This window comes from Exiguobacterium sp. RM11 (genome assembly GCF_059821525.1).
In genome coordinates this window covers 2,002,069-2,015,637 of sequence record NZ_CM187558.1, presented here as the reverse complement: position 1 = coordinate 2,015,637, position 13,569 = coordinate 2,002,069, and the positions used below count along the sequence as shown (strand labels likewise).

General features: G+C 46.0%; 14 protein-coding genes. 10 read left to right on the top strand and 4 right to left on the bottom strand.

Annotated features, from left to right (window positions below):
- On the bottom strand, positions 1–474 hold the full coding sequence (locus tag AC5LIL_RS10510) for a glutathione peroxidase (RefSeq protein WP_499824088.1): 474 nt from the start codon (positions 472–474) through the stop codon (positions 1–3).
- 162 nt (positions 475–636) lie between these two features.
- On the opposite strand from AC5LIL_RS10510, the gene AC5LIL_RS10505 reads away from it, so the two are divergent.
- Both AC5LIL_RS10505 and AC5LIL_RS10500 read left to right on the top strand, forming a co-directional pair.
- Positions 637–1,155 (top strand): VanZ family protein, encoded by a 519-nt coding sequence (locus AC5LIL_RS10505; protein WP_499824086.1) that lies wholly within the window; start codon positions 637–639, stop codon positions 1,153–1,155.
- 294 nt (positions 1,156–1,449) lie between these two features.
- Positions 1,450–2,751, top strand: coding sequence for a murein hydrolase activator EnvC family protein (locus AC5LIL_RS10500; protein WP_499824085.1), 1,302 nt, complete (start codon positions 1,450–1,452; stop codon positions 2,749–2,751).
- 34 nt (positions 2,752–2,785) lie between these two features.
- On the opposite strand, the gene AC5LIL_RS10495 is transcribed toward AC5LIL_RS10500, so the two are convergent.
- The 3 genes from AC5LIL_RS10495 to AC5LIL_RS10485 all read right to left on the bottom strand — a co-directional run bounded on the left by AC5LIL_RS10495 (position 2,786) and on the right by AC5LIL_RS10485 (position 5,124).
- A complete protein-coding gene (locus tag AC5LIL_RS10495) occupies positions 2,786–2,956 on the bottom strand; it encodes a hypothetical protein (protein WP_214695154.1) in 171 nt (56 codons plus the stop codon).
- Positions 2,957–2,999: 43 nt separating this feature from the next.
- Positions 3,000–3,845 carry a GNAT family N-acetyltransferase gene (locus AC5LIL_RS10490; protein ID WP_499824084.1) on the bottom strand — a complete coding sequence of 282 codons (846 nt, stop codon included), beginning with the start codon at positions 3,843–3,845 and terminating at the stop codon, positions 3,000–3,002.
- Positions 3,846–3,915: 70 nt separating this feature from the next.
- Complete coding sequence (locus AC5LIL_RS10485) at positions 3,916–5,124, bottom strand: dicarboxylate/amino acid:cation symporter (protein ID WP_251125655.1); 1,209 nt, start codon at positions 5,122–5,124, stop codon at positions 3,916–3,918.
- Between the two features lie 217 nt (positions 5,125–5,341).
- Here AC5LIL_RS10485 and zapA point away from each other — a divergent pair, with 217 nt between their 5' ends.
- The 8 genes from zapA to dcd all read left to right on the top strand — a co-directional run bounded on the left by zapA (position 5,342) and on the right by dcd (position 13,385).
- Positions 5,342–5,563, top strand: coding sequence for a cell division protein ZapA (gene zapA, locus AC5LIL_RS10480; RefSeq protein ID WP_015881047.1), 222 nt, complete (start codon positions 5,342–5,344; stop codon positions 5,561–5,563).
- 8 nt (positions 5,564–5,571) lie between these two features.
- A complete protein-coding gene (locus tag AC5LIL_RS10475; RefSeq protein ID WP_074032727.1) occupies positions 5,572–6,108 on the top strand; it encodes a CvpA family protein in 537 nt (178 codons plus the stop codon).
- 67 nt (positions 6,109–6,175) lie between these two features.
- Positions 6,176–7,870, top strand: coding sequence for a DNA polymerase/3'-5' exonuclease PolX (gene polX / locus AC5LIL_RS10470; RefSeq protein WP_499824079.1), 1,695 nt, complete (start codon positions 6,176–6,178; stop codon positions 7,868–7,870).
- Positions 7,871–7,885: 15 nt separating this feature from the next.
- Positions 7,886–10,240 (top strand): endonuclease MutS2, encoded by a 2,355-nt coding sequence (locus AC5LIL_RS10465; RefSeq protein WP_499824077.1) that lies wholly within the window; start codon positions 7,886–7,888, stop codon positions 10,238–10,240.
- A 13-nt stretch (positions 10,241–10,253) separates the two neighbouring features.
- Positions 10,254–10,664 (top strand): DUF350 domain-containing protein, encoded by a 411-nt coding sequence (locus tag AC5LIL_RS10460; RefSeq protein ID WP_214760452.1) that lies wholly within the window; start codon positions 10,254–10,256, stop codon positions 10,662–10,664.
- A 270-nt stretch (positions 10,665–10,934) separates the two neighbouring features.
- A complete protein-coding gene (locus AC5LIL_RS10455; protein ID WP_499824076.1) occupies positions 10,935–11,363 on the top strand; it encodes a hypothetical protein in 429 nt (142 codons plus the stop codon).
- The gene (locus AC5LIL_RS10450; RefSeq protein WP_499824074.1) at positions 11,360–12,784 is read left to right on the top strand and encodes a hypothetical protein; all 1,425 of its coding nucleotides are present in this window, start codon (positions 11,360–11,362) and stop codon (positions 12,782–12,784) included. The genes AC5LIL_RS10455 and AC5LIL_RS10450 overlap by 4 nt, the downstream gene beginning before the upstream one ends.
- Positions 12,768–13,385, top strand: a complete 618-nt coding sequence (gene dcd, locus AC5LIL_RS10445; protein ID WP_499824073.1) for a dCTP deaminase — start codon at positions 12,768–12,770, stop codon at positions 13,383–13,385. Before AC5LIL_RS10450 ends, dcd begins: the two co-directional genes overlap by 17 nt.
- Positions 13,386–13,569 lie beyond the last annotated feature (184 nt).

Sequence of the window (13,569 nt, the reverse complement as noted above, 5' to 3'; positions counted from 1 at the left end):
TTAGATGAGTTTTTTGACCGCATCCTCAATCTCGGCCGGTGTCGTCTGTGGCGAGAAGCGTTCGACGACGTTTCCATCACGGTCGACTAAGAACTTTGTGAAGTTCCATTTGATTGTTTTCGATCCGAGCAGTCCAGGTGCTTCCTTTGAGAGATACGTGAAGAGTGGGTGCGCGTCTTTTCCGTTCACATCGACTTTCGCAAACATCGGGAACGATACGCCATAGTTAAGTTGACAAAACTCTTGAATCTCTTCATTTGAGCCCGGATCTTGATGTCCGAACTGGTTGCAAGGGAAACCTAAAATCTGAAGACCTTGTCCCTTATACGAGTTGTATAGCGACTCGAGACCTTCGAGCTGTGGCGTGAATCCACACTTACTCGCTGTATTGACGATGAGTAAGACGTCTCCTTTATATGTAGCTAACGATTGTAACTGACCTTTCATGTCCAATGCTTCAAAATCATAAATCATATTGAATCCCCCTTTTATCTGTAGTATACCAAGAGAAATCCGCTATCTCGACTTTGAACGCGTTGCGTGCAATCAAATTGTTATAAAATCATGATGTCGCTGTTACATATTTCGTGAAGTACAATCCGTATAATGAAACTCGTTGTAGAAAGGAACGGTGTTATGCGACTTTTAAAAAATGAATTTATATGGATTGCGCTCATTTTGATTGGATTATTCTTCTCGAGTGCAACACCTTACTCAGACCAGTCGATCGTTTCGCCACTCGAGCGATTCGATTGGAGCTGGATTGAGCCGACGTTAGCGAACGTCGAGTTTGACTATGCAGGAAAAGAAGTGTCACTCGACACGTTAGGGACAGTCGGGCTCATCGAGTTCTTGATGCGGAAAACGGCACATTTCGTCACCTTTTTCGCTCTTGGCGCCTTGTTCGTCAAGGCGATTTCGAGAACGAGCCTTCATGCCGGGCTGAATCTATTGTTCGCTTGGACGCTCGCCAATACGGTCGCCATCTTTGATGAGTATCATCAGAGTTTGACACCGGAGCGGACGCCGTTACTGCAAGATGTCCTATTGGACAGCAGTGGGGCAATTGCTGGAGTCGTGCTCATCGGTGGCTTCTTATCACTTCGTTCAAAACGAAAACGAGGGAAACGAGCCGGATATGTGGCATTAAGGTAGTCAAAAAATGATATAGGTTGTTATGTGAAAAGCGCTTTCTTCAAGTGCTTTTCTTATTTTAAAAACTATTTTGTGACAACAAACCAAATAAAATATTGTCTATACCCACGTTTTTTAAGGGATAAAACCTAAATTAGGTCAATGTCATACGAATGAAATATAAGTGTAAAATAACTTTTGGTTTAGATTGCTATAATGAGTCACAGAGCGAATGAAATATCGCAACTGATCTTATAGAAAATACTTGAACGATTATAGATAAAAAATACACAGGAATCAGCGGAGGGAAGCACATTGGGTAACTTGAAGAAATTTGCAGCCACAGTCACTCTAGGCGCACTCTTGATCGGCGGAACGTCACCGACTTATGCAGCCTCACTTACAGAGAAGCAGAAGAAAGTACAAGAACAACGACAAAAGAATAGCAGCGAGCAGTCGAAAGCAAACTCTTCGATTCAATCACGTGAACAAGCCATCAGCAAAGAGCAACAAGAAATCAACAAGTTAGATGCTGAACTCCAAGACGTCATCAACGATGTCGCTCAGAAAAAAGCTGAGATCCGTGCAACTGAAGAAAAAATTCAAAAGCTTCAAGAGCAAATCAAAAAATACGAAGCAAAAATGAAAGCACAAGAAGAACTCATGAAAGACCGCATGGCGACGATGCAAAAGAACGGTGGCTCGTCAGTCAACTGGGCTGAGTTCATCTTCGGTTCAAAAGACTTCGGTGACTTGATCACACGTATGATCACAGCTGGTACGATTCAAGAGAACGACCAACAGATCTTCGAAGAATATGAAGCAACGAAAGAAAAACTTGCAAAAGCGCAAGCTGAATTAAAAGCAGAACGCGATTCACTCGTAAAGCAAAAAGAAGAGCTTGAAAAACGCCAAAAAGAGCTCGATCAAAAAATGAAAGAGCGTGCAGCGAAAATCAAGAAACTCGAAGCTGAAAAAGTGAAATTCGAATCAAAACTTATGAGCCTACAAGAGATGGAAGATACGCTCAAAGCTCAAGAACAAGCGATTCAAGCAGAAATCGAAGCACAACGCCGTGCTGAAGAAGAAGCGCGTCGCGCAGCGGCAGCGGCAGCAGCTGCTAAAAAGCAACAAAGTGCAAGCTCAAGTAACAGTGGTTCTAGCGCGTCAACATCAACACCTGTAGCATCTGCACCAGCGAGCGGCGGGATGTTCCAACGTCCGGCAAGCGGTCGCCTCTCACAAGGATGGGGCGCAGCGAGCGGTGCGAACGGATACTCGTTCCATAACGGTCTTGATATCGCAGGTCCAGTTGGTACACCGATCTATGCAGCACAAACTGGTACGGTCCTCCGTGCAGGTTGGGGTGGTGCATACGGAAACCACGTTATGATCGCACACGTCATCAACGGACAAGTGTGGACGACAGTATACGCACACATGAGCTCGGTCTCAGTTAAAGCGGGTCAACGCGTGTCACAAGGTCAAAACCTTGGCGGCATGGGTAGCACAGGGAACTCGACAGGTTCACACCTTCACTTCGAGATTCACCGTGGCGGTTACTCATACTCTTCATCGAGCGCGGGAAGCACAGTCAACCCAGCATCATTCTTCTAATCAACACAAAGATAGTGATCGACGAATGCGTCGATCACTTTTTTGTTGCCTGATACACGATAAACGTCAGGAGTGCGGCACCGATGACACTGAGCCATAGCGTATCGATGTTCGGGTCATCAAGGACGCTCTGTCCACCGACGATTAACATATAAAGAAGGAGTGCCACGCCAAGTGCACGTAAAACAATTCGGAATCTAGCCATGAAAAATCGCCTCCACCTAATAGTATAGGGGAGGCGATTCGTTTCATCTAGCGAGTCGGACCCAAGCAGAGTCCATGATCTGTTCGTACCCGACTTCTTGATAGATTTTGTTTGAGGTCGGGTTCGTCAAGTCCGTATAGAGGACACAGAACGACTTCGTCTCGAGTAACTGGCGGCTAAGGTCTGCAACGAGACTTCGTGCGTAACCTCTTCCACGTGCGTCAGGTGACGTATAGACGAAGGAGACGGTGATGCCGTTCTCGGTCGGACGTGCGCGTTTCGCACACGAGACAAGCTGTCCATCGACTTCCCAGAATACGGCGTCATCATTCTTGAGCATCGTGTCGATTGCTTTCGTCACTTTTTCAGGTGGTGACGAACGAAGTCCCGACTCAGCTTCGAAGGCGCTATACCAGGCTTCGAGCTGTGCTTGATCGGCTGTTGTAGCTTTTCGCATGTGGCCTTTCGCCATCTCGATGTCTTCTACCTCGTCGAGTCGATAAAGACCTTGTGACATGAACATCTCACTCGTCCCAGATGTGATTTCTTGCCACGTTTTCCCGAACCGTTCGGCTTGAACACGTTCTGAGACCACCTCGGTGAACGGGATCTCGTTTTCGAGAAGGTGCGGGATGATGAAAGCGGGGAGTTTTTCCTCTTGTTCCGAGTCCACGACGATGTAATGGAGCGGATGGGGCGGTGTCACTTGAAGGATGGCGAGGAGTTTACCATTCTCTTCGACGGTAAATTGATGAAACGCCTCATAAATGCCTTGAATCACGTTATTCAATACGCCGATCATTAAGCTGTTCTTGGCTTCTTCTTTTAACAATGCGTCCATGACGCGGTCAGCGAAGTGATTCGGGTCTTTCCATTCAATCCATTCCATATGTATCTCTCCTATTCGATGTAGACAAAAACGGACAAACCTGATGGCTTGCCCGTTTATGCGTTGTACGTTATGCGATATCTTCTTGTTTCGACGCTGTGTTGTCGAGAAGTTTCGTGTTGTGTTTGAAGTAGTGGATAATTTTTGCGATGGCACCGTCACCTGTGACGTTTGTAGCTGTCCCGAAGCTATCTTGCGCCAAGTAGAGTGCGATGACCAAGCTTTGCATCGTCGCGTCGAACCCGAGAATCGAGCCGAACAATCCGAGCGATGCCATAACGGCTCCACCTGGAACACCAGGTGCTGCAATCATCGTCACACCGAGTGCGAGGATGAATGGAAGGACGATCGCGTAAGACATCGGCATGCCGTTCAAGTACATGAGTGCGACACCGACTGACGTGAGTGTGATTGTCGAGCCTGACAAGTGAATCGTTGCCGAGAGCGGGATGACAAAGTTTGCGACACCCTCATCCGTGTTGTTCAACTTCGCTTGGCGAAGCGTGACTGGAATCGTCGCAGCCGATGATTGCGTCCCGATAGCTGTGAAGTAAGCCGGCATCATCGTCTTGAGCAACTTGAACGGATTCTCTTTGTTGAGACCACCTGCGATTGAGTATTGAATCATAAGCATCGTCAAATGAAGGACGATGATTGTGACGAAGACAAGTGAGAACACCGAGAGAATCTCAGCGACCTGACCAGCGTACGTCATGTTCATGAAAATTCCGGCGATGTGGAATGGGAGTAATGGAATAATGACTTTACTGATTAAGAGCTCGATGATATCGCGGAAATCCATGGCGAGGTCGAGTGACCGTTTGCTTTCAATCGCGGCAATCCCGATCCCGATGACGAAAGCTAAAATGAGTGCGGTCATGACACCGAATACCGGTGGAATCTCAAATTCCATGAACCCTTTCAATAGGGCTTCTTCTGGGTTTTCGGCTCCTTCCGTCGACCGTGTCAAAATTTGCGGGAACAAGTTGCTCGTTGCAAAATATGCGAGCGTCCCTGCGACAATTGTTGAAGCGTAAGCGATGAGTGCTGTGAGTCCTACTAATTTTCCTGCTCCTTTTCCGAGTTCCCCGATTCCAGGGATAATGAAAGCAAGAATGATCAGTGGGATGGCGAAGCCTAAGAACTGCCCGAAGACCGTGTTGAACGTCACGAACGTCCGAACGATCCAGTTCTGACTTTCTGGTACGATGCTCCCGAGCAGAATCCCGAAAGCAATCGCGATGATGATGCGACCTAAGAGGCCAATGCGTAATTTCAAATCAATCACCCTTTCTGTTTGTTTGAATAGTTGATATTTTCGCACATTTTACGAAATGATGCCACCATCTCTTGCAATTTTCCTGAAGAAAGACGTTTGACAACTTCATAGAAGGGTAATAGAAAATGTTGTACATATCAAGGGAAGGGGCTTCTCCTTTTCCTAATATAAAAACGATGTTATGATTAATGCTGACAGACGTAAAGGAGGGGTGCGCGTGCAGTTACAACGAACAACGATTCACATTGCGGGTCAAGACTATACGATCGTGAGCGAAGAACCCGCTGATCATGTGAGGGAAGTAGGCTTTTTGGTCGACAGTAAGATCCGCGAGATTCGTGAACAATCCCCTCATTTAGATGCTCGTCAGGCGGCGGTCTTGGCTGCGATTCAAATCGCGAGCGACCACGTCAAAACTAAACGAAATATGGGAGAATAAATCAATCCATGGTTACGCTACTTATACTGTTTTTCTTGTTTATTGGAATCGTCAACGGCTTCCGTCGCGGCGCGATTCTACAGCTCGGCCATTGGGTCGCGCTCATCATCAGTTTTCTCGTCGCCAACACGTACTATAAAGATTTAGCCGAAGCGTTCAAGCTCTGGATTCCGTATCCATCTCAGCTTGATGGAACGCTCCCTGGCGGCGTCTTGGACCTCAACTCGCTTTCAGGGATTGAGATGACGTTTTACAATGTCTTTTGGTTCGTCGTCTTGTTCCTCATCACGAAACTTGTCTTGCATCTCATCTTGGCGATGCTCGACTTCTTGACAGACTTGCCGATCTTGCGTCAACTAAAAGGGTTGATCGGAGCAGTCCTCGGATTCTTCGAGGCGTATGTCATCACATTCTTCATCCTTTGGGTGATCGCGTTCGTACCGATGGCAGGCGTTCAAAATGCCGTCGACAATTCGTCGCTTGCGACATTTATCATTCAAGACACGCCATATCTATCGGATTGGTTTTCAAATAAGATGTTGTGACACGACAGGCCGGAATGCAAGCTAGTGCTTGTATCTCGGTCTTTTCTGTGTGAAGAGGGGGAAGCATATGAATAAAGTAGAAGCGATGATGTTGCTCGAGAAGATCGCGCAATATATGGAAATTAAAGGGGAGAACCCGTTTAAAATCAATGCGTTCCGTAAGGCCGCAACGGCACTGGAGAATACAGACCTCGAGCTCGAGAATATCGACGACTTGACGTCCATCTCAGGCATCGGCAAAGGAACGGCGGCCGTCCTTGAAGAGTATCGGGATACAGGTCGCAGTGAGGTGCTCGAAGCGTTACAGGAAGAAATCCCGTTCGGCTTGATGAAGCTCTTGAAAATTCAAGGACTCGGCGGGAAGAAACTCGCCAAACTCCGTGAAGTCGGGGTCGTCGATTTAGAGTCCCTCATCCGTGCGCTTGAAGACGGGACGGCGGCTTCACTCCCGGGATTCGGGGCGAAAAGTGTCGAGAAGCTGCTCGCCGCAGCGAAGAACCTCGAGTCGCGTCCGGAACGATTGGCTTATGCGGTCATGCGACCAATCGTCGAAGAGATTAACGACGTGTTGGAGAAAGAAGAGCTCGTCTTACGTCATTCTGTCGGGGGAAGCTTCCGCCGAGCAGAAGAGACGTGTAAAGACCTCGACTTTATCATTGCGACCGAGGAGCCGATCGCGCTTCGAGAGAAGTTGCTCGCCTTGCCGTTCATCAATGAAGTGATCGCGGCAGGGGAGACGAAAGTATCGCTCGTCCTCGAACGTGAGGAAATGGTATCGGTCGACTTCCGTATGGTCGAACCGGGCGCATTCGCCGCGACGCTTCACCATTTCACAGGCTCGAAAGACCACAACGTCCGCATGCGCCAACTCGCGAAAGCGAAAGGGGAGTCGATTTCGGAATACGGAGTCGAAACGGCAGACGGGCTGTGGCAACCGGAAACGGAAGAAGAACTGTTTGAACGGTACGGACTCCCGTTCATCCCACCCGAGCTTCGGGAAGGGCACGCCGAGTTCGAGCATGACTTGTCAAAACTCGTCACGCTCGAGGACATCAAGGCAGACGCGCATATGCACACGGTCTGGTCGGACGGGAAGTTGACCGTCGATGAGATCGTTGTGGCGATGAAAGGGCGCGGTTATGAGTGGATGGCCATCACCGACCACGGGAAGTATTTGACGTTCGTCAATGGTTTGACCGAAGAACGACTCGAGGCACAAGGTGAGGAGATTCGCGAAGCTGCAAAGACACATGAGATGAACGTGTTGCGTGGCGTCGAGATGGATATCCGTCCTGACGGGACGCTCGACTACGAGCCAGAATTTTTAGAGACGCTCGACTATGTCGTCGCCTCGATCCATTCGAAGATGGACCAATCCGTCGACGAAATCATGGCACGTCTCGAGAACGCTTGCCGTTCCCCATACGTCAATGTGATCGCGCATCCGACGGGACGACTCATCGGTCGCCGGGACGGCTATCCGATCGACGAGGACAAGTTGATCGCCCTCGCAAAAGAGACGGGGACGGCGCTCGAATTGAACGCGAACCCGAACCGCCTCGATTTGACGGCATCGACGCTGAAGAAGGCGAAGGCGGCGGGCGTCAAAGTAATGATCAACACCGACACACACCACCCGGACATGATGGAAGATATGGCACTCGGCGTGTTACACGCACGGAAAGCCTATCTCGAACCATCGGATATTATCAACTGCTTCTCGTTTGAAGACGCCAAGGCGTTCTTCGCGGCGAAGCGATAGAAAGGAACATGCTAGATGGATCACGCGTTACGCGTATTAGAATATGAAAAATTGCGTCAACAGCTTGCCGGACATGCATCGAGCTCGCTCGGGAAAGATTTGGCGCTCAAGATGCAACCGGACTACTCGTACGACCGAGTACTCTCGAATTTGAATGTGACGAAAGAGGCGACCGAGGTCGTGCGTCTCCGTGACCGTCTGCCGCTCGGTGGGCTCACAGACGTCCGCGCGGAAGTGAAGCGGGCTGCCATCGGCTCGGTCCTCTCGACGAGCGAACTGCTTGCCGTCGCTGCCGTCATGTATGGCGGGCGTCAAGTGAAGAACTTCTTCGAGAAGCTGCACGAGGACAACGAAGAGATTCGGATCCCACGTCTGGATGAGTATGCGGACAAGTTGACGAAGCTCATCGAAGTCGAACAGTCGATTCGTCATGCGATCGATGACCAAGGGACGGTCCAAGACTCGGCGAGCTCACAACTTCGAGGACTTCGGACACAGCTCCGAAGCTATGAAGGCAGTGTCCGTTCGCGAATCGACAACATCCTCCGCAACAACGCGAAGATGCTTTCAGACGCCATCGTCACGATTCGAAACGATCGCTATGTCGTGCCGGTCAAACAAGAGTACCGTCAAGCGTTCGGCGGGATCGTCCATGACCAGTCGGCTTCCGGTCAGACGCTCTTCATCGAGCCGCAAGCCATCGTCTCGATTAACAACGAGATTCAAGAAGTTCGCTTGAAGGAACGCGCCGAGATCGATCGGATTTTGAGTGCGCTCTCGAACGAAGTCGGTGGGGTACATGATGCGATCATGACGAACCTCGACGTGTTGGCCGAACTCGACTTTATCTTTGCGAAAGTCGCTTACGGACAAGAGATGAAAGCGACCGAGCCGAAATTGAACGACAACCGTGAAATCAAGTTGAAACAGGCACGTCACCCGTTCATCCCGAAAGATGAGGTCGTGCCGATCACGGTCGAGCTCGGGGAAGACTATACGTCGCTCGTCATCACGGGACCGAACACCGGCGGGAAGACGGTCACGTTGAAGACGATTGGACTCCTCCAGTTGATGGTACAGTCAGGTCTCTATGTGCCGGCAGAATTCGGGACAGAACTCTCTGTGTTTGACGCCGTCTATGCCGATATCGGCGATGAGCAATCAATCGAACAGAGTCTCTCGACGTTCAGCTCACATATGACGAACATCGTCGGTATGCTCGACAAGATCGACTTCATGTCACTCGTCCTCTTCGATGAGCTAGGTGCCGGGACGGACCCGCAAGAAGGCGCCGCCCTCGCCATCGCGATTCTCGATGAAGTGAAACGTCGCGGGGCACGTGTCGCTGCGACGACGCACTACTCGGAACTGAAGGCATACGCCTATAACCGCGAAGGCGTCATGAACGCCTCGATGGAATTCGATATCGAATCGCTCAGCCCGACGTACCGCCTCTTGATCGGTGTGCCGGGTCGCTCGAACGCTTTCGAGATCAGCCGTCGCCTCGGACTGTCCGAGCAAGTCATCGACAAGGCACGAAGCCACGTCGGTAGTGACGCCGAATCGGTCGAATCAATGATCAACGAGCTCGAAGCGGCGAAACAACGCGCCGAACAGCTCGAGCAAGAACTCCTCGTCAAACGCCATGACTTCGAAGAAGAACAGGCAGCGCTTGAAGCGAAGATGACCGAATTCGAACGCGAACGCGACAACTTGTACAGTGCGGCCGAGGCGAAAGCCGAGAAGGCCGTCGAACAGGCGAAGCGTCAGGCGAACGAAGTCATCGACCGCTTGAAGAAGCTTCGGGAGCAGGGCATCGTCAAAGAGCACGAGATTATCGCGGCGAAGAAAGAGCTCGAGTCGGCCAAACCGACGCTTCAAGAGAAAAAGATCCAAAAAGTGAAACAAAAAGCCCAACAGAAACGTACATTCAGTAAAGGCGAAGAAGTGAAAGTGACGACGTTCAACCAAAAAGGCTACATCGTGAAACAAATCAACGACAACGAGTACAACGTCCAAGTCGGCATCATGAAAGTGAACGTCAAAGCGGACGACCTTCAGAAGATCGGTCCATCGAAAGAGAAGCCACTTCAATCGAAAGGAAGCTCGCTCAAACGTCAGAGTTCGACGAAGTCCGAGCTCGACCTCCGCGGTGTCCGTGTCGAAGAAGGTCTCATGCGTCTAGATAAGTATATCGATGAAGCACTCGTGTCAGGCTATGACAACGTCCGTATCATCCATGGTTTAGGTACAGGAGCGATGCGTCAGGCGACACAAGAATTTTTAAAAGGACATCGTCACGTGAAGAGTCAACGCCCAGGAGGAATGGGTGAAGGTGGACTCGGTGTCACGGTCGTCGAACTGAAGTAAGGGGAGTCGGGGAATGGGTACGATTACGTTTGCCGTCATGCTGGAGTCGTTCGGCCTCTATTCGATGGCGGGACTGATGATCATCGTCGGTCTTGCCATCTTCGAGGTGACGACGCCATACAGCAACTGGCGCGAGATTCAAAAAGGAAATATCGCCGTCGCTTTGGCGACAGGTGGGAAGATTGTCGGTCTCGCCAACATCTTCCGTGTGGTCGAGAGCTATCATGATAGCACGATCGATATCTTCGTCGGTGGAGGATTCGGCTTCATCTTGCTCCTCGCGACCTACTGGTTGTTTGAATTTTTGACACCGACGCTGAAGGTGAACGACGAGATTCAAAAAGGAAATATCGCCGTCGGGTTGTTGGCATTCTTGCTGTCGATCGGGGTCTCCCTCGTCGTCGGCGCGGCATTGGTGAGGTGAAGACATGGTATACGAACGATTGGCAAAAATCTTGTTCATCGGGGCCGGGCTGTTCTTAGTGGCAGCGGCGCTATGGTATATCTTTTATTGAGTAATTAAACATGAATAAATGTTTCTTTGAATATATCTTATATAACTGGGTAAATAGAAAACAAATCAATTATTTTTGGAATTGTAAAATAATTGATTTGTCTATCATTTGATGAAGGAAAAAGATCAAGTTTATTGAATTTTAATAATTACTGTTATTAAACTTGAGGAGGATTATGAATGTTGTTAGCAATGGAACAAACCAATGAGTTTTATAGTAGTAACAAGTTAGGAAAGTTGTATTTGATTCAAGAAATATCGAACTTAATAGAAAAAATCGATACTGATAATATCGTAGTGAAAAAATCAGAGATTTCTACAGTTTTGAAATTAATAAGTAATGCGAGAGATCATTATATGGGAAAATTCATTGAACCGTTGATATTGGGAGGTGCAGAATCTTACTCACTTATTACTAGTAGTTTTGATACTAAAGACATTCTTGATAAATCTTTTTTAGAAAATACAGATAATATAATTAATGTGTTAACGAGTTTACCTGCAATTAATGAAAGTGAAAAGAATGTTTTAGTTAAATTTCTTTCAAATTTGATTATTCATCTCAATATTAATAATTCGGACAATACAAGGAACTTCTTCGATTGGTGAGCCAACAGGATGATCATTTCTTTGACAGCTCATTACAAATTCATCATGATCAGATTTTTGCTTTGTTTAATCAAATCGAAAAGCTAAAGTTAACTGCTTATCCATCTGAAGAAATTCCTGATTTTATATCTGAATTATCTAAAATATGTAATTTCCTTCAAGATAAGTTTACTAAAATGGAAGTGTATAGTTATTATGAAATAAAATTTTATCAATTAATATTTAATGATTTACGTAAGATTGTTAGTTATGTTTCTCAATCAAATGTGATTAATCATCCTATGGAGGTTATGATACCTGCAAAGGAATTAATAACGGAGTTTGGGAATGAAACGCTGTTTTTTACTCAACCATCATGGGAATTAAATTATGCGATAGGTGATGTGTGGAGTCATTTCGTAAATAATATTGTTAGGTTATTTCCAGAACTACAACTTGATGAAGAACAAAAAATAATAATAATATTTCCTTTAATTCATAAAGATGATGTTCTACTTGGTTGTGTAATGGGTCACGAACTGGGACACTACTTTGATTTACATTCAAATCTAAATATATCAGCATCTTTGATTCCTAGACTATTACAGCATCCAAATACGTTTAAATTAACTGAATTTATCGATTTTAAAATAAAAGATGATTCTGTGGTGACTAAAGAACAAGTCGAACGTATTAAACATCAAAATGTAATTAAGATTCTAGGAATGGACTATCTGAGTAATTGGCTAAAAGAATTTGTTGCTGATATAGCTGGTATTTTATTATATGGGCCTGCTTCACATTTCTCTGGAGATAGTATTTTTACTTTTAGTTCACTTTCAGAAGAAGGTCAGTTGAACGATAGATTCGCTTCCTCTCATCCTAGATCTTCTGTTAGAAGCATTGTAAGAATAGAAACTTTGAAAAAATTGGGTTATTTTGAAGTTTTTGAAGATGAAATTAACGAAATTATTAGGAGAAGTGAGGAAAAGTGGATCTCAGCCAAAACCTTTGAAGAAGATAGATATTTAGATTATAGAGAGCAATTTTTTATTTATAGACTTAACTTGAATAATGAATCATATGAGTTAATTGAACAAATTTTACTTGATAATTTGGATAATATTATTAATGAAGTAATAAAAATGATTCCCGAAAAGATACATTATAGTTCAAATACTTTTAAAGATATAGTGCCAAAACTTTCAAAGAAAATATCTAATTTCATTCCCCCAAATGAATTGAACAATAATCCAGTAGATAGCATTAGTATTTTGAACGCTGGATGGCATTCATATTTAGTGCATAAACAGGTATTAACTGATCATCTTAGTGAAAATGAAAAAGACTATAATGTTAGGGAGGTAATAAACACGTTAGTAAGAAAAGGTTTAGTAGCAGCACACATACATAGGCGGTGGAACCATGTCAGTTCTCAGTAATCATATGATAAAGCAAAGGTTAGAAATTGAAGATGATGATGCGAATGAAAAGCTAGTTGTAACACCGCTATTAGAAGAAACGCAGTTGAATGGAGCAAGTATCGATTTGAGACTGGGAACTGAATTCAAAGTCGCGATTCCTACTAGAACTCCATTAATTGGAATTGTAGAAGAACCAATAGGCCAGTTTTTCCAATCCACATTTCGGTCATTTGGTGATGACTTTATTTTGTATCCTAATCAATTAGTGTTAGTTAACTCATTTGAATATATTAAAATTCCACAAGATACCTTAGGAATGATAAGTACTCGCTCATCACTAAATAGAATTGGTTTGAATGTAACTTCTATTGTGCATCCTGGGTATGCTGGAACTCTTACTTTACAGCTAGAGAATAACGGAGTAAGTGCCATAAAACTGAAGTGCGGAATGAGATTGATTCAATTAGTACTTTTTTTATGCGAATCTACTCCTGAATCATACATTGCGAATTCACTATCAAAATATATAAGTAATACTTCTCCTGTTTTATCACAAATTAATAGAGATTCCGATTTAGATGTTTTAAAGAAATTCTCACGAATTAAAAATGTTGAATGAAGATAAGTTATTGCCTTTCGGTCTCCGCGTAACTATTTCGCGAAGACCGAAGATTGTCATTCGTTCCTCATATCGAGCCCGTCATTCGCCAGAGTGTACCGGACTCCTTATCTATGATTTATTCGATGAGGTCGTGGACAGTGAAAGAGATGTCGTTCTCCGTGAGCCGCACTACTAAATATGG

What these genes read in the sequence shown, in the direction of transcription:
- AC5LIL_RS10465 (WP_499824077.1), top strand. Translation starts at nt 7,886, where the DNA reads ATGGATCACGCGTTACGCGTATTAGAATATGAAAAATTGCGTCAACAG.
- AC5LIL_RS10505 (WP_499824086.1), top strand. Translation starts at nt 637, where the DNA reads ATGCGACTTTTAAAAAATGAATTTATATGGATTGCGCTCATTTTGATT.
- AC5LIL_RS10455 (WP_499824076.1), top strand. Translation starts at nt 10,935, where the DNA reads ATGTTGTTAGCAATGGAACAAACCAATGAGTTTTATAGTAGTAACAAG.
- dcd (WP_499824073.1), top strand. Translation starts at nt 12,768, where the DNA reads ATGTCAGTTCTCAGTAATCATATGATAAAGCAAAGGTTAGAAATTGAA.
- polX (WP_499824079.1), top strand. Translation starts at nt 6,176, where the DNA reads ATGAATAAAGTAGAAGCGATGATGTTGCTCGAGAAGATCGCGCAATAT.
- AC5LIL_RS10460 (WP_214760452.1), top strand. Translation starts at nt 10,254, where the DNA reads ATGGGTACGATTACGTTTGCCGTCATGCTGGAGTCGTTCGGCCTCTAT.
- AC5LIL_RS10475 (WP_074032727.1), top strand. Translation starts at nt 5,572, where the DNA reads ATGGTTACGCTACTTATACTGTTTTTCTTGTTTATTGGAATCGTCAAC.
- AC5LIL_RS10510 (WP_499824088.1), bottom strand. Translation starts at nt 474, where the DNA reads ATGATTTATGATTTTGAAGCATTGGACATGAAAGGTCAGTTACAATCG.
- AC5LIL_RS10495 (WP_214695154.1), bottom strand. Translation starts at nt 2,956, where the DNA reads ATGGCTAGATTCCGAATTGTTTTACGTGCACTTGGCGTGGCACTCCTT.
- AC5LIL_RS10490 (WP_499824084.1), bottom strand. Translation starts at nt 3,845, where the DNA reads ATGGAATGGATTGAATGGAAAGACCCGAATCACTTCGCTGACCGCGTC.